The sequence below is a fragment of the Nocardia sp. NPDC050713 genome (genome assembly GCF_040654315.1).
Taxonomy (GTDB): Bacteria; Actinomycetota; Actinomycetes; order Mycobacteriales; family Mycobacteriaceae; genus Nocardia.
This window is the reverse complement of the sequence record NZ_JBFAHS010000017.1, coordinates 65752-88367: the sequence shown is the minus strand read 5'-3', so window position 1 is coordinate 88367 and position 22616 is coordinate 65752. Positions and strand designations below refer to the sequence as shown.

Below are 22616 nucleotides of genomic sequence, written 5' to 3'. Positions count from 1 at the left end.
TGGTCGTCGCGCTGCTCGCGGTCGTGAAGACCGGTGCGGGTTACGTGCCGGTGGACCCGACCTATCCGGCCGACCGTATCGCCTACGTGCTGGCGGATTCGCGTCCGACCAGTGTGGTGCTGGATTCCACGGTCGAGGTCGAGATCCCGGCGGGTCTGCCCTCGGTGGTGCTGGACGGGTTCGCGGTGGAGACCGGCAATGTGGTCGACGCCGACGACGCGCCGATCACCGACGCCGATCGCCGCGCCGCGCTGACCCCGGACCATGTCGCCTACGTGATCTACACCTCCGGCTCCACCGGCCGTCCGAAGGGTGTGGCGGTCGCGCATCGGAACGTGGTGCGGTTGTTCGCGAACACCGATCGTGATTTCGGTTTCGGTCCGGACGATGTGTGGACGTTGTTCCACTCGTATGCGTTCGACTTCTCGGTGTGGGAGTTGTGGGGTCCGCTGCTGTTCGGCGGCACGGTGGTCGTTGTCGACTACTTCACCTCGCGGTCTCCGGAGCAGTTCCTGGAGCTGTTGCGCGACGAGCGCGTGACCGTCCTCAACCAGACGCCCTCGGCCTTCTACCAATTGGCCGAAGCCGACCGCAATGCCGCCTCGGATGCCGCGCCGCTGTCGCTGCGCTACGTGGTGTTCGGCGGTGAAGCACTGGAGCTGCGTCGTCTGTCGGATTGGGTTGCCCGCCACGGTGATTCCGCTCCGTTGCTGGTCAACATGTACGGCATCACCGAGACCACGGTGCACGTGTCCTTCCGTGCCCTGGACGCGGCGACGATCGACGCGGCCTCCGGCAGCATCGTGGGTCGCGCGATCGCGGGCCTGAACGTGTACGTGCTCGACAACCGGCTGCGTCCCGTGCCGGTCGGTGTCGCTGGCGAAATGTATGTCGCCGGACCGCAGTTGGCGCGCGGCTACCTCGGCCGCCCCGATCTGACCGCTGCTCGTTTCGTGGCCAACCCGCTGGCGACCCCGGGCGATGCGGGTTCGCGCCTGTACCGCTCCGGCGACCTCGCGCGCTGGAACCGCTTCGGTGAACTCGAGTACTTGGGTCGGGCCGACGATCAGGTGAAGGTGCGTGGTTTCCGCATCGAGCTCGGCGAGATCGAAGCCGCCATCCTCGAACAGCCCGGGATCGCCCAGTCCGCGGTCATCGTGCGCGAGGACCAGCCCGGTGATCAGCGCATCGTGGCTTACGTCGTCGCCGAACCCGATGTCGTCCCCGACCTGGACGCGGTGCGTTCCGGCGCGGCCGAGCGGCTGCCCGCCTACATGGTGCCCGCGGCCATGGTGCGCCTGGAATGGATCCCGCTGACCGTCAACGGCAAGCTGGACCGCCGTGCGCTGCCCGCGCCAGCCGCCAAGGCCAGGGCTTTCCGCGCTCCGGTGACGCCGGTGCAGGAGACGGTGGCCGCCGTGTTCGCCGAGGTGCTCGACCTGCCTCGCGTCGGCGTGGACGACGACTTCTTCGATCTCGGCGGCAACTCGCTCATCGCGACCAGGGTGGTGTCCCGGATCGGCGCGGCGCTCGGCACTTCGGTGCCGGTGCGCACGCTGTTCGAGGCCTCCACCGTGGAAGCCCTTGCCGCACGGGTGGAATCGCATACCGGTGGCGACGGCCGCGCCCCGCTGGTCGCGCGCAAGCGCGCCGCCGGCGAACTGGTGCCGCTGTCCTACGCGCAGCAGCGCATGTGGTTCCTGAACAAGTACGACACCTCCTCGGCCGCCTACAACCTGCCGATCGCGATCCGGATGTCCGGCGCGCTCGACGTCGAGGCGCTGCGGCTCGCGGTGGCCGACGTGGTGCGCAGGCACGAATCGCTGCGCACGCGCTACCCCGAGCACGGCGGCACGCCGGTGCAGGTGATCGTCCCGGCCGAGGAGATCGCGCTCGACCTGCACCCGGTCGCGGTGCCGCAGGCCGAGCTGCTCGGCGCGGTGACCGAGTTCGTCACCGCGGGATTCGACGTGGCCGAACAAGTTCCGCTGCGCACCAGGCTGTACGCCGCGGGACCGGACGAGCACGTGCTCGTCGTCGTCGTGCACCACATCGCCGCCGACGGCTTCTCCATGGGCCCGCTGACCCGCGACGTCATGCTGGCCTACACGGCTCGCACCCAGGACAGCGCGCCCGGCTGGTCGCCGCTCGCGGTGCAGTACGCCGATTTCGCGGTCTGGCAGCGCGAGGTCCTCGGTTCCGAGGACGACGCGGATTCGCTGCTGGCCCGCCAGGTGGCGTACTGGCAGCGCGCCCTCGACGGCGTGCCGGACGAGCTGGCGCTGCCGACCGACCGCCCGCGTCCGGCGATCGCCTCGCATCGCGGCGCGACGCTGCATCACGAGCTTCGCGGTGAGCTGATCGCGGCGCTCGACGAGATCGCCCGCGCCAGCGGCGCTTCGCTGTTCATGGTCATGCACAGCGCGCTCGCCGTGCTGCTCGCGCGCCTGTCCGGCGGCGACGACATCGCGGTCGGCACGCCGATCGCGGGCCGTGGCGAACAGGCGCTCGACGACCTCGTCGGCATGTTCGTCAACACGCTGGTGCTGCGCACCGGCATCGACAACGGCGAATCGTTCACCGAACTGCTCGACCGCGTCCGCAAGACCGACCTGGACGCCTACGGCAATGCCGACGTGCCGTTCGAGCGCCTCGTCGAGCTGCTCGCGCCGGAGCGTTCGCAGTCGCGCAACCCGCTGTTCCAGGTGATGCTGGCCTTCCAGAACCTGGACCGGACCGCGTTGGAACTGCCGGGTCTTTCGGTCTCCGCGCTCGATCTCGAAGAGAACGTGGCGCGCTTCGACCTACAGTTCACGCTGTCGGAGAACGATGCGGTGGCCGGTAACGGCGTCGCGGGCATGACGCTCGCGCTGACCTACGCCACCGAGCTGTTCGACGAATCGACCGCGCGGGAGATCGTGGACCGCTGGGTGCGCGTGCTCACCGCCGTCGCGGCCGATCCGGCCGTCACGGTCGGCGCCGTCGACGTGCTCGACGCGGCCGAACTGGCCGATCTGGTCGCGCGCACCGGCGCACCCGCGGTGCCGCCGCGCACGCTGCCCGAGCTGCTCGCCGAGGCCGCCGCGCACGACCCGGACGGGCCCGCGGTCGTGTTCCAGGGGACAACTCTCTCCTACGCCGAACTCGACGAACGCTCGAATCGCTTGGCCCGCTTGCTGATCGCCGAAGGCATCGGCGCGGAAGACCTGGTCGCGGTCGGCGTTCCGCGTTCGGCGGATTCGGTGTTCGCCGCGTGGGCGGTGTCCAAGACCGGCGCCGCGTTCGTGCCGGTGGACCCGAACTATCCGGCCGAGCGCATCGCGCACATGGTCACCGATTCCGGTTCCCCCCTTGGCATCACGGTCACCGCGGTGCGGGAAGGTCTGCCCGAGTCGGCGCGCTGGCTGGTGCTCGAGGACCTCGCGCTGGACGGCTTCGACGGCGGTCCGATCACCGACGCCGACCGGGTCCGCCCGGTGCGTCCGGAGCACCCGGCCTACGTCATCTACACCTCCGGTTCCACCGGTGTGCCCAAGGGCGTCGTGGTGACGCACGCGGGTCTGGCCAACTTCAGCGCCGAGCAGATCGAGCGCTACGGCCTCGACTCCGATTCGCGCGCACTGCATTTCGCCTCGCCCAGCTTCGACGCCTCGATCCTCGAGCTGTTGCTCGCGGTGGGCGCGGGCGGCGCGCTGGTCGTGGTGCCGCCGGGCGTGTACGGCGGCGAGGAGCTGTCCGAGCTGATTCGCGGCGAGCGGGTCACGCACGCGTTCATCACCCCGGCCGCGCTGGCCACCTTCGACCCGAGCGGCCTGGACACGCTGCGTGTGCTGGTCGCGGGCGGCGAGGCCTGCCCGCCGGAGCTGGTCGCGAAGTGGGCCGTGCCGCTCGGCGAGGGCGGCGCGCTGCGCGCGTTCCACAACGGCTACGGCCCGACCGAGACCACCATCATGACCAACATCAGCGATCCGCTGGTGGTCGGCGAGACAGTGACCATCGGCGGACCGATCCGGGGCATGCGGTCGCTGATCCTGGACGCCCAGCTCAGGCCCGTTCCGGTGGGTGTCGCGGGTGAGCTGTATCTGTCGGGCGTCCAGCTGGCGCGCGGCTACCATGCCCGCCCCGGCCTGACGGCCGAACGTTTCGTGGCCAACCCGTACGTCGACGGCGAGCGCATGTACCGCACCGGTGACGTGGTCCGCTGGACGCGCACCGGCGAGGTCGAGTACGTCGGTCGTTCCGACTTCCAGGTGAAGGTCCGCGGGTTCCGCATCGAGCTCGGCGAGATCGACGCCGCGCTCGCGGCGCACGAGACCGTCGACTTCGCGGTCACCGTCGGCCACAAGAACGCCGCGGGCGCGGTGTCGCTTGTGTCGTACGTGGTTGCGGCGCAAGGACATTCCATCGATGTCGCGGCGCTCACCGCGCACGTCGAGGACCGGCTTCCCGCCTACATGGTGCCCTCCTCGATCATGGTGATCGACCGGGTGCCGCTGACCCCGGTCGGCAAGCTGGACCGCAAGGCGCTGCCGGAGCCGGTGTTCGCGACCGAGGTGGTGTTCCGCGCCGCCCGCACGCCGGTCGAGCAGATCATCGCCGAGGTGTTCGCCGAGGTGCTCGGCGTGCAGCGGGTCGGCGTCGACGACTCGTTCTTCGCGCTCGGCGGCGACAGCATCGTCTCGATCCAGCTGGTCTCGCGGGCGAAGGCGCGCGGCGTGGTGTTCACGCCGCGGCACGTCTTCGAGCAGAAGACCGTCGCGGGCTTGGCCGCGGTCGCCGAGACAGCCGACGCTTCGGCGCCCGCCGTCGCCGCGCTCGCCGAACTGCCCGGCGGCGGCGTCGGTGACATGCCGCTCACCCCGGTGGTGCGGTTCATGGCCGAGCGCCCGGGCTCCTTCGGCCGGTTCAACCAGACCCTCGCGCTGGAGCTGCCGCTCGGCATCGACCGCGCGGGCATCGCGACGACCGTCGGCGCGGTGATCGACCGGCACGACATGCTGCGCGCCCGGCTCTCCCGCGAGGGCGACGACTGGGTGGTGCGGACCGCCGAGCCCGGCGCCGTGGACGTGGACGCGCTGATCGAGCGCGTCGAGTTCCCGGCCGCGGCCACCGATGCCGAACTGCTCGACATCGCTTCCGCCGCACTGGATTCCGCGCTTGACCGACTGGATCCGGCGGCCGGTGTCGTGGTGCGGTTCGTCTGGCTCGATCCCGCGCAAGGCGGCCGGATGGGCCGCCTGATCGTGGTCGCCCATCACCTGGTGGTCGACGGCGTCTCGTGGCGCATCCTGGTGCCGGACTTCGTCGCCGCCTGGGGCCAGCTCACCGCCGGGCAGCAGCCCGAGCTGGTGGCTCCGGCGACGTCGATGCGGGCCTGGGCGCACGCGCTGGAGCGCGAGGCCGAAAGCGCTTCGCGGGTCGGCGAACTCGACTACTGGCGGGCTGTGACCGACACCCCCGATCCGCTGCTGACCGCGCGTCCGATGGATCCCGCGGTGGACGTCTCCGGCGCGATCGAGAAGGTTCAGGTCGTGGTCTCCGCCGAGACCACCAAGGCACTGCTCACCACGGTGCCCGCGCTGTTCCACGGCGGCGTGAACGACGGTCTGCTCACCGCGCTCGCGCTGGCGACCGCGAAGTGGCGGGCCAGCCGGGCGGGCGCGCGCACCGACGACGCGCTGCTGATCCGCCTGGAAGGCCACGGCCGCGAGGAAGACGTCGTCCCCGGCGCCGATCTGTCCCGCACCGTCGGCTGGTTCACCGCCATCTTCCCGGTGCGGCTGGACCTGACCGGCGTCGACGTGGACGCCGCCCTCGCGGGCGGTCCCGCGCTGTCCAAGGCCGTGAAGGCGGTCAAGGAGCAGCTGCTCGCGGTGCCGGACAAGGGCATCGGCTACGGCCTGCTGCGCTACCTCAACCGGCGCACCGCCGCGGAGCTGCCCGCGCAGCTGCCCGGCCAGGTCAGCTTCAACTACCTGGGCCGCGTCTCCGACAGCGACGTGCCCGAGGCCCTGCGCGGCTTCGGCTGGACTCCCGCGCCGGAACTCGGCGCGCTCGGCGGCGCCTACGACGCCGACATGCCCGCGATGGCCCCGCTGGACGTCAACGCGATCGTGGTCGGCGACAAGCTGACCGCGAACATCGGCTACCCGTCGACGCTGCTCGACGCCGCCGAGGTGCGCGAGTTCGCCGAGCTGTGGACCACCGCACTGGACGCGGTTGCCCGGCACGCCAATTCGGCCGAGGCGGGCGGGCACACCCCGTCCGACTTCGCCCTGGTTCGCGCGAGCCAGCGCGACATCGAGGGCTGGGAGCGGCGCTTCCCGGCGCTGGCCGACGTGTGGCCGCTCTCGGCGCTGCAGGCGGGTCTGCTCTTCCACGCCCGCCTCGCCGCCAGCTCGGTGGACGTCTACACCGCGCAGGCCGTGCTCACCCTCACCGGCCGCGTCGACGCGGCCCGGTTGCGGGCGGCCGCGCAGGCACTGGTCGACCGTTACGAGAACCTGCGCACCGCGTTCGTCAGCGACGCCGACGGCAACCCGGTGCAGGTGGTGCTCGACAGCGTGCGCGTCGCCTGGGCCGAGCACGACCGGACCGAAACCGGTTCGGCCGCCGACCTGATCGAGGCCGACCGCATGCAGCGGTTCGACCTCACCGCGCCGCCGCTGATCCGTTTCACGCTGATCCAGGTCGCGCAGGATCGTTGGCAGTTCGTGGTGTCCAACCACCACATTCTGCTCGACGGCTGGTCGATGCCGCTGCTGATGCGCGACCTGATCGTGCTCTACGCGGTGCACGCCGACGCCAGCGCGCTGCCCGCGGTGCGCTCCTACCGGCACTTCCTGGAATGGACCGCGCGCCAAGATCATTCGGCCTCGCTGGCCGCCTGGTCGACGGCGCTGCGCGGGGTGAGCGAGCCGACGCTGCTCGCGCGCCCCGACGCGGGCCGGGAGATCACCGCGCTCTCCGGCGAGTACCTGTTCGACCTCGACGAGGCCGCGACCGCGCGCCTGACCGCGCTGGCGAGCTCGCTGGGCGTCACCCCGAACACGGTGCTGCAGGTGGCCTGGGGCATCCTGGTCGGCCGCACGACCGGCTCGGAGGACGTGCTGTTCGGCACCACCGTCTCCGGCCGCCCGGCGCAGCTGTCCGGCGTGGAATCCATGGTGGGTCTGTTCATCAACACCGTCCCGGTGCGGGTGCGCTTCGATCCCGCGGAGTCCGCGCGCGAACTGCTGACCCGCACCCAGGGCGAGCAGGCCGACCTGCTCGACCACCACTACATCGGACTGGCCGACATCCAGTCCGCCGCGGGCGTCGGCGGCCTGTTCGACACCCTGGTCGTGTTCGAGTCCTACCCGGTGGACGCCGAAGGCCTGCGCTCCCAAGCCGCCGACATCGACGGCATGGCCGTGGCCGACCTGGAGGCCGCCGACGCGACGCACTACCCGCTGACGCTGATCGCCCAGCTGGATTCGCGCCTGCGCATCCGCGCGGGCTACCTGCGCGACCTGTTCGACGAGCAGACCGTGCGCCGCATCGCCGACCGCCTGGTCCGCGTGCTGTCCGCGATCACCGCCGATTCCGGTGTGGCCGTTGGTGATATCGAGCTGCTCGACACCGCCGAGCGCGAGCTCGTGGTGTCCGGCTGGAACGAGACCGCGCACGAGGTCGACGCGGCGGCGACGCTGGTGTCGAAGTTCGAGGCGCAGCTGGCCGAGACGCCCAACGCGACCGCGGTGACCTTCGAGGGGACGAGTCTGTCCTACGCCGAGTTCGCTGGCCGGGTCTACCGCCTGGCGCGCTGGCTCATCGAACGCGGCGTCGGCCCGGAGTCCTCGGTGGCGCTCGGCATGCGGCGCTCGATCGACCTGGTCGTCGGCATGTACGCCGTCACCGTCGCAGGCGGCGCGTACGTGCCGCTCGACCCGGATCACCCGGCCGAGCGCACGGAATACATTCTGGCCACGGCCGATCCGGTGTGTGTGCTGACCTCGGGCAGCGACCTGGAGATCGACACCGCGCAGGTGCGCATCGATCTGCTCGACCTGTCCGGTGTGTCCGAGGCGCCGGTGACCGACGCCGAGCGTCGGGCGCCGCTGCGTCCGTCGAACACCGCGTACGTGATCTTCACGTCCGGCTCGACCGGCCGCCCGAAGGGTGTCGCTGTCTCGCACGCGGCGATCGTCAACCGCCTGGTGTGGATGCAGTCCGAGTACGGGCTCACCGAGTCCGACGCGGTCCTGCAGAAGACGCCCGCCACCTTCGACGTGTCGGTGTGGGAGTTCTTCTGGCCCTTGCAGATCGGCGCGCGGTTGGTCGTCGCCAAGCCGGACGGCCACCGCGACCCGGCCTACCTGGCCGAGGTCATCGCGACCGAGCGGGTCACCGTCACCCACTTCGTGCCGTCCATGCTCGCGGTGTTCGTGGCCGACGCGGCCGCGGCCCGCTGCGACACGCTGCGCATGGTGTTCGCCTCCGGTGAGGCGCTGCCGCCCAAGCCCGCGCACCGCCTGCGCGAGCTGACCGGCGCGGAACTGCACAACCTGTACGGCCCGACCGAGGCCGCGGTCGACGTGACCTATCACCGGGTGACCGAGGCCGACACCGACACCGTGCCGATCGGCGCCCCGGTGTTCAACACCCAGGTGTACGTGCTGGATTCGCGGCTGCGGCCCGCTCCGGTGGGTGTCGCGGGTGAGCTGTATCTCGCGGGTACCCAGCTGGCGCGCGGCTATGTGGCCCGGCCGGACCTGACCGCGGATCGCTTCGTGGCCAACCCGTTCGCCGACGGACAGCGCATGTACCGTACCGGTGACCTGGTGGCCTGGACTGCCGACGGCGAGCTGGAGTACTTCGGCCGCACCGACTTCCAGGTGAAGCTGCGCGGTCTGCGCATCGAGCTCGGCGAGATCGAGCAGGCGCTCACCGCGCTGGACGAGATCGCGCAGTCGGTGGTCGTGGTGCGCGGCGACCAGCGCACCGGCGATCAGCTGGTGGCCTACGTCGTGGCCGCGCCGAACGCGCGCGTCGACGGCGACGTGGTGCGCGAGGACCTCGGCAGGCAGCTGCCCGCCTACATGGTGCCCGCGCTGGTCGTGGTGCTCGACGAGTTCCCGCTCAACGCCTCCGGCAAGCTGGACCGCAAGGCGCTGCCCGCGCCGGTGTTCGAGGCCGCGGTGTTCCGCGCGCCGACCACGCCGGTGGAGGAGATCGTCGCGCGCACCTTCGCCGACGTGCTCGGCCTCGATCGGGTCGGCCTGGACGACGACTTCTTCGCGCTCGGCGGCAACTCGCTCAGCGCCACCCAAGTGGCGGCGCGGCTGTCCGTGGCGCTGGAGACCGAACTCGGCGTGCGCGAGCTGTTCGAAGCCTCGACCGTGGCGGCGCTGGCGGCGCGGACCGAGTCGAAGGCGGGCGCGGGCGCGCGTGCGGCGCTGGTCGCGCAGCGGCGGCCCGAGCGGGTGCCGCTCTCGCTGGCCCAGCAGCGCATGTGGTTCCTCAACCGGTTCAACATGGGCGGCGGCGGCGAACACTCCGCGGCCGCCGCGGCCGACAACATCCCGGCCGCCGTGCGGCTGTCCGGTCTGCTCGACCGGCAGGCTCTGCAGGTCGCGGTCGCTGACGTGCTGGCCAGGCACGAGTCGCTGCGCACGTACTACCCCGAGGTCGGTGGCGTCGGCTACCAGCAGATCGTGCCGACCGCGCAGGTGATCCCGGATCTCTCGCCGATCGACATCACCGAAGCCGAACTGCCGCAGCGTCTTGCCGAGGTCGTGCTGACCGCCTTCGACGTCACCGCCGAGGTGCCGTTCCGCGCCAGCCTGTTCGAGATCAGCCCCACCGAGCACGTGCTCGCGCTGGTGGTGCACCACATCTCGGCAGACGGCTTCTCCATGGGGCCGCTGACCAGGGACGTGATGATCGCCTACAGCGCGCGCGTCGACGGCGACGAGCCCGCGTGGCGTCCGCTCGACGTGCAGTACGCCGACTACGCGCTGTGGCAGCGCGCAGTGCTCGGCGCCGAGGACGACCCGGACTCGCTGATCTCCGGTCAGATCGAGTTCTGGAAGAACGAATTGGCCGGGCTGGTCGAGCAATTGGATCTGCCCGCCGATCGCCCGCGGCCCGCGACCGCCTCCAACCGCGGCGACACGGTGGCCTTCACCGTGGACCCCGAGGTGCACGCGGCCCTGCGCGCGCTGGCCCAGCAGCACAATTCGACGCTGTTCATGGTCGTGCACGCCGCGCTCGCGGTGCTGCTCGCGCGCCTTTCCAGCACGTCGGACATCGCCATCGGCACCCCGATCGCGGGCCGCGGTGAGCGCGCGCTCGACGATCTGATCGGCATGTTCGTCAACACGCTCGTGCTGCGCACCGAGATCGAGCCCGGCGTCGCGTTCGAGGAACTGCTGCGCACCGTGCGGCGGGTCGACGTGGACGCCTTCGGTCACGCCGACGTGCCGTTCGAGCGCCTGGTCGAGGTGCTCGACCCGGTGCGTTCGCCGGGCAGGCACCCGCTGTTCCAGGTCGCGCTGACCTTCCAGAACACCGCGCCGACCGCGCTGGAACTGCCGGGCCTGACGGTGTCGGGCGTGGACATGGCCGTGCCGCTGGCCAAGTTCGACCTCCAGTTGACGCTGGAGGAGAAGCTCGGCGCGGACGGCGGACCGCAGGGTATGTCGGCCGAATTCAGCTTCGCGACCGACCTTTTCGACGCGAGCACGGTCCGCGGTTTCGCGGATCGCCTGCTGCGCGTCCTCGGCGCGGTCTCGGCGGACGCGAGCGTGGTGGTCGGCGATATCGACCTGCTCGCCGACGGTGAGCGCGAACTGGTCCTGCGCGAATGGAACACCGAGGGCGTCGAGGCGCCCGCGGCCACGCTGGTCGACCTGATCGGCGCGCAGGCGCGGCGTCGTCCGGACGCACCGGCGATTCGCTTCGGCGAGACCGCGGTCTCCTTCGGCGAGTTCGAGCGCCGGGCCAACCGGATCGCGCGTGCGCTCATCGGGCTCGGCGTCGGGCCGGAATCCAAGGTGGCGGTGGCTGTTTCGCGCACCGAGGAACTGCCGATCGCGCTGTACGCGGTGCTGCTGACCGGCGCGGCCTACGTGCCGATCGACACCACCTACCCGGTGCAGCGGCTCGAGTTCACCCTCGCCGACGCGGCGCCGGTGTGCGTGCTGACCACCGCCGCGGACGCGGAAGCCGTTCCGGCTGGCGATCTTCCGCTGCTGCTGGTCGAGCGGACCGCGGACGAGTCCGACGCGCCGGTCACCGATGCCGACCGCGTCCGGCCGCTGCGCCAGGACAACCTCGCCTACGTCATCTACACCTCCGGTTCGACCGGTGTGCCCAAGGGCGTCGGCGTCTCGCACCGCAACGCGGTGGAGCTGTTCGCGAACACCCAGCCGCTGTTCGGCTTCGACGAGTCCGACGTGTGGACGCTGTTCCACTCGTTCGCCTTCGACTTCTCGGTGTGGGAACTGTGGTGCGCGCTGGCCTACGGCGGTTCGGTGGTCGTCGTCGACTACCTGACCTCGCGTTCGCCGGAGCTGTTCCGCGAGTTGCTGGTTCGCGACCGGGTCACCGTGCTGAACCAGACGCCGTCGGCGTTCTACCAGCTGGTGGAGGCCGACCGGGCGGCGAGCGCCGCCGACGACAACGGTGAATTCGCGCTGCGCCACGTCATCTTCGGCGGTGAGGCGCTCGACCTGCGCCAGCTGCGTCGCTGGTACGAACGCCATCCGGCGGACGCGCCGCGCCTGGTGAACATGTACGGCATCACCGAGACCACGGTGCACGTGTCGTTCCTGGCCCTGGACGACCAGGACGTCGACAACCCGGCCAGCGTCATCGGCCGCGCCCTGCCCGGCCTGAGCGCCTTCGTGCTCGACAACCGCCTGGCCCCCGCGCCGGTCGGCGTCGCGGGCGAGATCTACGTGACCGGCGCGCAGCTGGCGCGCGGGTACCTCGGCAGGCCGGGCCTGGCCGCGACCCGTTTCGTGGCGAACCCCTTCGGGGAGCCCGGTTCCCGGATGTACCGCTCCGGTGACGTCGGTCGCTGGTTCGGCACCGGCGACGCGGCCAACCTCGAATACGCGGGCCGCAGCGACCAGCAGGTGCAACTGCGCGGCTTCCGCATCGAGCTCGGCGAGATCGAGTCGGCGCTGGTCCGCTGCGAAGGCGTGCGTCAAGCCGTGGTCATGGTCCGCGCCGACGAGCACGCGGGCGACCGCCTCGTCGGTTACGTGGTGCCCGAGACCGGCGCCGCGGTCGACCCGGTCGCGCTGCGCGAGGCGGTCGCGGAGTTCCTGACCGCGTACATGGTTCCGGACGCCATCGTGGTGCTCGACACCCTGCCGCTCACCCCGAACGGCAAGCTGGACCGGCGCGCGTTGCCGGAGCCGGAGTTCGTCAGCACCGCGACGTTCCGCGCACCGAGCACGCCGATCGAGCAGGCCGTCGCCACGGTGTTCGCCGAGCTGCTCGGCGTCGAGGAAGTCGGTCTGGACGACGACTTCTTCGCCCTCGGCGGCAACTCGCTGCTGGCGACCCGCGTCGTCGCGCGGATCAACGAGGCGGTCGACGCCGACCTCGCCGTGCGCGAGCTGTTCGAGGCGCCCACCGTGGCCGCGCTCGCCGCGCGCACCGCGGCGAAGGCGGGCAGCGGGCGCAGGCGCGAATTGGTCGCCGGTCCGCGTCCGGAACAGATCCCGCTGTCGCTCGCGCAGCAGCGGATGTGGTTCCTCAACCGCTTCGACAACCAGACCGCGGTCAACAACATCCCGCTCGCGGTCCGGCTCACCGGCGCACTGGACACCGACGCGCTGCGCAGGGCGGTCGCCGACGTGGTCGACCGGCACGAGGTGCTGCGCACCGTGTACCCGGAAACCGCCGACGGCCAGGGCGTGCAGGTCGTGCTGCCCGCGGGCCAGGAGAACCTGGACCTGACCCCGATCGTGGTGTCGGAGACCGAGATTCAGGAGCGCATCAGCGAGCTGGTGCTCACCGGATTCGACGTCACCGCCGCCGTGCCGGTGCGCGCCGCGCTGTTCCGTATCGCCGGTTCGATGGACGGCTCCCAGCCGGACACGCATGTGCTGGTCTTCGTGGTGCACCACGTCTCGGGTGACGGCTGGTCGGTCGGCCCGCTGGCCCGCGACGTAATGGTCGCCTACGCGGCGCGCTCGCGCGGCGAGGCGCCCGGCTGGGCGCCGCTGCCGGTGCAGTACGCCGACTACGCGCTGTGGCAGCGCGAGACGCTCGGCTCCGAGGACGATCCGGACTCGCTGATCGCGGCGCAGGTCGCCTACTGGTCGCAGAACCTGGCCGGTCTGCCCGACCAGCTCGACCTGCCGTCGGACCGCAAGCGTCCGGCCGTCGCGTCCAACCGCGGCGGGGTCTACGAGTTCGAGCTCTCCGCCGAGCTGGCACAGGCCTCCGAGGCGCTGGCGCGCGAGCACGGCGCGAGCTTGTTCATGGTGGTGCACGCGGCGTTCGCGGCGCTGCTCGGACGCCTGTCCGGCAGCGACGACATCGCCATCGGCACCGTGGTCGCGGGCCGCGGCGAGGCCGTGCTCGACGACGCCATCGGCATGTTCGTCAACACGCTCGTGCTGCGCAGCGCCGTCGACCCGGCCCAGCCGTTCGCCGAACTGCTCACGAGGACAAGGGAAACCGACCTCGCCGCGTTCGGGCACGCGGACCTGCCCTTCGAGCGGCTCGTCGAGCTGCTGAACCCGGCGCGTTCGCAGGCACGGCACCCGCTGTTCCAGGTGATGCTCTCGTTCCAGAACACCGGCGAGACCACCTTCGAGCTGCCCGGCCTCGAGGTCTCGGGCGTGCCGCTGGACGTGGTGACCGCGAAGTTCGATCTGCACCTGAACTTCACCGGCTCCGCCGCCGAGGGCATGAAGGCCGAGATCGCCTACGCCACCGACATGTTCGACGGCGCGACGGTGGCCTCGTTCGCCGAGCGTCTCGTCCGGATGCTGGACGCTGTGGTCGCGGACCCGGCCGTGGTGCTCGGCGACGTCGAGCTGCTCGACGCGAGCGAGCGCGCCACCGTCGTGCGGACGTGGAACGACACGGCGCACCGTGTCGACACGGACGCGACCCTGGTGTCGATGTTCGAGGCGCAGGCGGCGCGGACGCCGGACGCGATCGCGTTGACGTTCGAGGGGACGAGTCTCTCCTATGCCGAGTTCGCTTCTCGCGTGCATCGTTTGGCGCGGCATCTGATCGCCTCGGGCGTCGGACCGGACACGCTGGTCGCGCTCGGCATGCGCCGCTCGCTCGACCTGGTCGTCGGCATGTACGCGGTGAGCGTCGCGGGCGGTGCGTACGTGCCGCTGGATCCGGATCACCCGGCCGAGCGCACCCACTACGTGCTCGACCTGGCCGACCCGGTGTGCGTGCTGACCACCTCGCGGGACGGCTTCGACTCCGGCTCGGTCGCCGCGCTGGAGATCGACACGCTCGACGTGTCGGCCTACGACGACGCGCCCGTGTCGGACGCCGCGCGCCGCGCGCCGCTGCGTCCGTCGAACACCGCCTACGTGATCTTCACGTCGGGTTCGACGGGTCGTCCGAAGGGTGTCGGCGTCACGCACGACGCGATCGTCAACCGCCTGGTGTGGATGCAGTCCGAGTACGGGCTGGACGGCACCGACGTGGTGCTGCAGAAGACCCCCGCGACGTTCGACGTGTCGGTGTGGGAGTTCTTCTGGCCCTTGCAGATCGGCGCGCGACTGGTGGTCGCCAAGCCGGACGGCCACCGCGATCCGGGCTACCTGGTCGAGGTCATCAAGCGCGAGCGGGTCACCACGGCGCACTTCGTGCCGTCGATGATGTCGGTGTTCGTCGCCGAGGAGCGCGCGGACGAGTGCACCAGCCTGCGCAACGTCTTCGCCTCCGGCGAGGCGCTGCCCGCGGTGACGGCGCAGCGTCTCCAGGAGCTGACCGGCGCCCGTCTGCACAACCTGTACGGCCCCACCGAGGCCGCGGTCGACGTGACCTATCACGAGGTCACCGAGGACGACGTGGTGTCGGTGCCGATCGGCGCCCCGGTGTTCAACACCCAGGTGTACGTGCTGGATTCGCGCCTGCACCCGGTTCCCGTCGGCGTCGCGGGCGAGCTGTATCTGGCCGGTGTCCAGCTGGCGCGCGGTTACGTGGCGCGGCCGGACCTGACCTCGGATCGCTTCGTGGCCAACCCGTTCGCCGACGGCGAGCGGATGTACCGCACCGGTGACTTGGTCACCTGGACTAAGAAGGGCGAGCTGGAATACCTGGGCCGCACCGACTTCCAGGTGAAGCTGCGCGGTCTGCGCATCGAGCTCGGCGAGATCGAGGCCGCGCTCACCGCGCTGGATGCGATCGCCCAGGCGGTCGTGGTCGTGCGCTCGGACGAGCGCCTCGGCGACCAGCTGGTCGGCTACGTCATCGCGGACAACGGTCAGGCGATCGACGTCGAGTCCGTGCGTTCCCAGCTGGGCGGCGAGCTGCCCGCGTACATGGTGCCCTCGGCGTTCGTGGTGCTCGACGAGTTCCCGCTGAACGCCTCCGGCAAGCTGGATCGCAAGGCGCTGCCCGCGCCGGTGTTCGAGGTCAAGGCCTTCCGCGCCCCCTCGACGCCGATCGAGGAGATCGTGGCGAACACCTTCGGCGACGTGCTCGGCGTCGCGCGGGTCGGCTTGGACGACGACTTCTTCGAGCTGGGCGGCAACTCGCTGGTCGCCACCCAGGTGACCGCGCGTCTCGGCGCGGCGCTGGACACCCAGCTCGCGGTGCGCGACCTGTTCGAGGCGTCCACCGTGGCCGCGCTGGCGACCCGGGTCGAGCGCATCGCGGGCTCCGGCCGGACGCGTCCGGAACTGACCGCCGCCGAGCGGCCCGAGCGGATTCCGCTCTCGCCCGCGCAGGCTCGGTACTGGTTCCTCAACCAGTTCGACACGGCCACTTCGGCGGTGGACAACATCCCGCTGGCCGTCCGGCTCTCCGGCGCGCTCGACGTGCGGGCGCTGGAGCAGGCGATCGGCGACGTGTTCGCCCGCCACGAGGTGCTGCGCACCACCTACCCGAGCTCGGCGGACGGGCCGCACCAGGTGATCCTGCCGGTGAACCTGCCGCAGCTGGACCCGGTCCAGATCGACGAGTCGGAGCTGATCGGGCGGGTCATCGCGTTCGCCATGACCACCTTCGACGTCACCACCGAGGTGCCGCTGGCTGTCGCGCTGTTCCGCATCTCCGAGCAGGAGCACGTGATCGCGTTCGTCGTGCATCACGTGTCGGCGGACGGCGCGTCGATGGGTCCGCTCGCGCGCGACCTGATGGCGGCCTACGTCGCCAGGGTCGCGGGCGACGCACCGCAGTGGACGCCGCTGCCGGTGCAGTACGCCGACTACGCGCTGTGGCAGCGCGCGGTGCTCGGCTCCGAGGACGATCCGGAGTCGGTGGCCGCACGCCAGGTCGCCTACTGGAAGCAGGCGCTGGCCGGGCTGCCCGATCAGCTCGAGCTGCCCGCCGACCGGCCGCGCCCGCCCGCGCAGTCGTTCCACGGCAAGGCGCTGCGTTTCGAACTCTCGCCGCAGCGGCACGCCGAACTGGCCGAATTGGCGCGCGCCAACAACGCCTCGCTGTTCATGGTCGTGCACGCGGCGCTGGCGGTGCTGCTGGCGCGGCTCTCCGGCACCGAGGACATCGCGGTCGGCACGCCGATCGCGGGTCGCGGTGAGCGCGAGCTCGACGACCTGATCGGCATGTTCGTCAACACGCTGGTGTTCCGCACGGGCGTGCGGCCGGGCGACCGGTTCGCCGACCTGCTCGCCGACGTGCGCGAACGCGACCTGGAAGCCTTCGCCAACGCCGACGTTCCGTTCGAGCGCCTCGTCGAGGTGCTGAACCCGGAGCGCTCCACCGCGCGCAACCCGCTGTTCCAGATCGGCCTGTCCTTCCAGAACCTGGCCGAGACCACGTTGACGCTGCCCGGGCTCCAGGTGAGCGCGGTCAACTTCAACTCGCAGCTGGCCAAGACCGACCTGCACGTGACGCTCTACGACCGGTACGCCGACGACGGCACCCCGGCCGAGATCATCACCGAATTCGGTTACGCCACCGACCTGTTCGACGAGGCCACGGTGCAGGGCTTCGCGGACCGGTTCGTGCGGGTGCTGGACGCGGTGATCGCGGACGTGACGGTTCCGGTCGGCGAGATCGACCTGCTCGCCGAGACGGAGACCGAGCGGATCCTCGGCAAGTGGAACGACACCGCGCGACTTGTGGACACCGACGCCACGCTGGTGTCGCTGCTCGACGCCGCGGTGGCCCAGGCCGCACCGGGGACGGTCGCGCTGGTCGCCGACACGGCTTCCGGCGAGCGGACCCAGCTGACCTACGCCGAGCTGGACGCTCGGGTGAACCGGTTGGCGCGGTACCTGATCGGTCGTGGTGTGGGTCCGGAGGATCGGGTGGCGTTGGCCATTCGCCGGTCGGCGGATCTGGTGATCGCGATGTACGCGGTGGCCAAGGCCGGTGCGGCGTACGTGCCGATCGATCCGGACCAGCCGGTGGATCGTGTGGACTACATCCTCGGCACGGCCGCTCCGGTGTGCGTGCTGACCACGGCTCGGGACGCGTTCGAGACCGAGGCGGCGCGGACCGTCGCGATCGACGAGGTGGACCTGTCCGGCTACTCGGACGCGCCGATCGCGGCGACCGAGCGCAATGGTGTTCTGGTTGCGGCGAATACGGCGTATGTGATCTTCACGTCGGGTTCGACGGGTCAGCCCAAGGGTGTGGCGGTGCCGCACGCGGCGATCGTGAACCAGTTGTTGTGGAAGTCGGACGAATTCGGTCTCGACAGCGAGAACGTGGTGCTGCTGAAGACGGCGGCGACGTTCGACCTGTCGGTGTGGGAGTTCTGGTCCGCGGCGGTCAGTGGTGGTCGCTTGGTGATCTCCACCGCCGACGGGCACCGCGACCCGGCGTACCTGAACGAGCTGATGCGTTCGACGGGTGTGACCACGTTGCATGTGGTTCCGTCGATGCTCGACGCGCTGCTCACCGAATCCGAGGGGCGCATGCCGCATTCGCTGCGGCGCATCCTCGCCATCGGTGAGGCGCTGCCCGCGGCGACCGCGCAGAAGTTCCGGCGCGGCAACGCGGCCGGGCTGTTCAACCTCTACGGTCCGACCGAGGCGGCGGTGTCGATCACCAACCACGCCGTCACCGATGCCGACGAGTTCTCGGTGTCGATCGGCGCGCCGGAGTGGAACAGCCAGGTCTACGTGCTGGATTCGCGCCTGCGGCCGGTTCCGGTCGGCGTCTCCGGCGAGTTGTACTTGGCCGGTGCGCAATTGGCGCGCGGCTACTTCGCCCGTCCGGATCTCTCCGCGGAACGGTTCGTCGCGAACCCGTTCGGCGAGCCGGGCGCGCGGATGTACCGCACCGGTGACCTGGTCGCCTGGAACGCCGACGGCGAGCTGGAGTACCGGGGCCGCACCGACTTCCAGGTGAAGATCCGCGGTTTCCGCATCGAACTCGGCGAGATCGAGGCCGCGCTGCTGCGGCAGGACGCCATCGCCGCCGCGGCGGTGCTGGCGCACAACGATCCCGGCCTCGGCGATCGGCTCGTCGCCTACGTCGTGCCGTCGGCGGCCGGAATCGACCCGGAGACCGGCGAACTGGACAAGCGCAAGTTGCAGTCCGCGCTGTCCGCGGAGCTGCCGTCCTACATGGTGCCGAGCGCCTTCATGGCGCTGGACGCCTTGCCGCTCAACGCGAACGGCAAGCTGGACCGCAACGCGCTGCCGCAGCCGACCTTCGAGAAGGCGGCGTTCCGCGCGCCGGTGACCCCGGCCGAGCAGATCGTGGCGGGCGTGTTCGGCGACGTCCTCGACGTCGAACTCATCGGCGCCGACGACGACTTCTTCGCGCTCGGCGGTAACAGCATCCTGTCGATCCAGCTGGTCTCGCGGGCCAAGGCGCTCGGCGTCGAGTTCAGCGTGCGCGACGTGTTCGACCAGCGCAGCGTCGCCGCGCTGGCGGCCATCGCGACCGCCACGCAGGCCGAGCGGGAGCAGCCCGCCGAACTGCCCGGCGGCGGTGTCGGCGAGATGCCGCTGCCGCCCGCCGTCGCGGCGGCGCTGGCCGGTGGCGCGCCGTTCCAGCGGTACGCGCAGTCCGCGCTGCTGCCGCTGCCCACCGCGCTCGACTGGTACACGCTGCTCGACGCGCTCGAGGCCCTGTTCGACCGGCACGACGCGCTGCGCACGAAGCTGCGCGCCGACGGCGACGGCTGGGTGTTCGAGGCCGTCGATCGCGTCGAGGTGGAGCCGCTGGTCAGCGAGGTCCGGGTCGAGAAGAACGTCGATCTGGCCGACCTGCTCGCGGCCGAACGCGCCGCGGCGGTCGATCGACTCGATCCGGCCCAGGGTGTGATGGCGCAGTTCGTGCTGTTCACCTTCGCCGACAACCGCCCCGACGAATTGCTGGTCGTGGCACACCGTTTCACGGTGGACGCGCGGTCCTGGCGGGTCCTGCTCGGCGAGCTGACCACCGCGGCCGAGCAGCTCGGCGTCGACGCGCCGCTCGAGCTGCCCGCCACCGGCACCACGCTGCGGCGCTGGGCGCACAGTGTGGCCGCCGACGACGCCGCCGCGCACGAGTCGGAACTGGCTTTCTGGCAGGAGATCTCGGCGACCACCGAGCCGCTGGTCGGCGCGCGGGCGCTCGACCCGGCGACCGACACCGCGGCCACCGTGGACCGGGTGCGGGTCACCGTGCCCGCCGAGGTCACCGAGGCGGTATTGAGCACGGTGCCCGCCCGCTACCACGGCGCTGCGGCCGACGGCCTGCTCGCGGCGCTGGCCATGGCGCTGGTGCGCTGGCGCGGCGAACAGCACGGCGCCGCCGCGCTGATCCGCCACGCGGGCGACGGCCGCGCCGCACGCGCCGCCCGTGGCGCGGAGCTGGCGCGCACGCTCGGCTGGTTCGACCTCGCCCACCCGGTGCGGATCGACCTCGACGGCGCCGACCTCGACGAGGCCTTCGCTGGCGGAAACGCCTTGGGCCGCATCGTGAAATCGGTCAAGGAGCAGCTGCTCGCCGTGCCCGATCACGGACGCGGCCACGATCTGCTCGGACTGGCCGACGCCGCGCAGGTCGGCTTCCGCTTCCTGGGTTCGCTGCCCGCCGAGATCACCACCGTCGCCGACGACGACCGGCCCGCGGACGCGGCGCTCGACATCGACGCGATGGTGCTCGACGGTGCGGGCGGTCCGGAGCTGGTGGCGTCGTTCGCCTTCCCGACCGGCCTGCTCACGGCCGAGCGCGTCGGCGAACTCGGTGAGCTCTGGGTGTCCGCGCTGACCGCGCTGGCCGCGCACGTGCGTCGGCCCGGCGCGGGCGGCCACACGCCGTCCGACATGCCACTGGTGCGGGTCGACCAGGCCGACATCGAGCTGTGGGAGCGGACCTATCCCGGCCTCACCGAGGTCTGGCCGCTCACGCCGCTGCAGTCCGGCCTGCTCTTCCACGCGCAGATGACCACGACCACCGTGGACGTCTACAACATGCAGGCCGTCATCGAGCTCACCGGCGAGGTGGACACCGAGCGGCTGCGCGCCTCGGCGCAGGCGCTGCTGGACCGCTACCCGAACCTGCGCACCGCGTTCGTCACCGACGCCGCAGGGCAGTCCGTGCAGATCGCGATGGACCGGGTCGAGGTGCCTTGGCGCACAGTGGATCTCACCGGGGCGCCCGAGGGCGAGCGGGACGCGGAACTGCGGAAGCGGCTGGCCGAGGACCTGGCGCAGCGGTTCGACATGGCCGCGCCGCCGCTGGTGCGCTACAGCCTGTACCGCACCGCCGCCGACCACTGGCACCTCGTCATCAGCACCCACCACGTGCTGCTGGACGGCTGGTCGATGCCGCTGCTGATGCAGGACCTGCTCGTGCTGTACGCACTGCACGGCGACGCCTCGGCGCTGCCGGAGGTCGCGTCCTACCGGACGTTCCTGGAGTGGCTGGCGGGCCGCGACCTGGACGCCTCGCTGCGGACCTGGTCGCGCGCGTTCGACGGTCTCGACGATCCGACCGAGCTCGCCCCCCAGGCGCGTTCGGCCGAGGACTACCGGACCGGCGAACTGGTGACCCACCTGGACGCCGACCGCACCCGCAGGCTCACCAAGCACTGCGCGGAGCTCGGCATCACGGTGAACACCCTGGTGTCGGCGGCCTGGGGCATCCTGCTCGGCAGGCTCACCGGTCGCTCGGACGTGGCCTTCGGCGCCACGGTGTCGGGCAGGCCCGCGGAGCTGCCCGGCGTCGAATCGATGGTCGGCCTGTTCATCAACACGCTGCCCGTCCGGGTGCGCATCGATGATCGCGCCACCATCGAGGAGCAGCTGCGGCAGTTGCAGCGCGAGCAGGCGGATCTGCTGGATCACCACTACGTCGGCCTCGCCGACATCCAGCGGGCCGCGGGCGCCGGGTCGCAGTTCGACACGCTGTACGTGTTCGAGTCCTATCCGATCGACCGCGAGGCGATCGCGGCGGCTAGCTCGATCGACGGCATGTCGGTGACCGGGGTGGACGTCAGCAACACGACGCACTACCCGCTGTCGCTGAAGGTGGCGGCCGAGTCGATCCTGGAGATCAGCTTCGAATACCTGCTCAGCCGGTTCACCGCCGAGGAGGTGCAGACGCTGTCCACCCGGTTGGTCCGGGTGCTGGAGTCGCTGCTCGGCGATCCGTCGGGGCTGGTCGGCGACATCGACATCCTGGACAGCGAGGAACGGGCCCGGCTGCTCGCCGAGTCCCACGTCGCTTCGGCGGCCGCGGCGCCGGAGTCCGCGAACCGGGTCGGCGCGCGGACCGTGGCCAAGGTGCTCGCCGAGGTCGTCGAGGCGGATCCGCAGGCGCCCGCGCTGCTCGCCGACGGCGACGAGATCGCCTACCACGTGCTGGATCGGCGTTCCTCGCAGCTGGCCCGGGTGCTGATCGCTCGGGGCGCTGGTCCGGGCGACGTCGTCGCGGTGGCGCTGCCGCGCGGTGTCGACGCGGTGGTCGCCGGCTGGGCCGTGCAGAAGGCGGGCGCCGCCTGTCTGTTCGCCTCGGGCCTCGGCGCGGACGAGATCGCCGCGGCCGGAGCCGGTTTCGGTATCGGCTCGGCGCCGGACGGCGCGGACGCGGTGAACTGGCTGGTGCCGAGCGATCCGCAGGTCCAGACCGAACTGGCCGCGGCCGCAGGGCATCCGGTGTCCTACGCCGATCGGGTCCGCCCGCTCGGCGAGGAGCACCCGGCCTTCGTGGAGCTGGTCGACGGCGCGCCGGTCGCGCTGAGCCAGACCGTGGCGCTCGACCTGGGCGAGCGGATTCGCGACGAGAACGACATCGACTACGAGTCGACGACGTTCACCACCGCCGCCGCGGGCCGCGCCGCCCTCTGGGAGTTCCTCGCCACGGCCACCGCGGGCGCACTCTCCGTGCTCCCCACGGCCGACGACCTCGCCGACGACCTCGCCGACGGCGAAGTCACCCACTGGTTCGTCATCCCGGGCGAACCCACCGACGCCGCCGACGAGGAAATCCAAATCATCGTCGCGGAGTAG

Annotated in this window: 1 protein-coding gene (running past one end of the window); it reads left to right on the top strand. The window is 71.3% G+C overall.

Going from position 1 to position 22616, the window contains the following annotated elements; all coding sequences use genetic code 11:
• Positions 1-22616: the 3' portion of a non-ribosomal peptide synthase/polyketide synthase gene (locus tag AB0H49_RS27585; RefSeq protein WP_357255608.1), read on the top strand. Its footprint begins 14470 nt before the window's first position; the window shows 22616 of its 37086 coding nt (coding positions 14471-37086); its start codon lies beyond the left edge, outside the window; its stop codon occupies positions 22614-22616.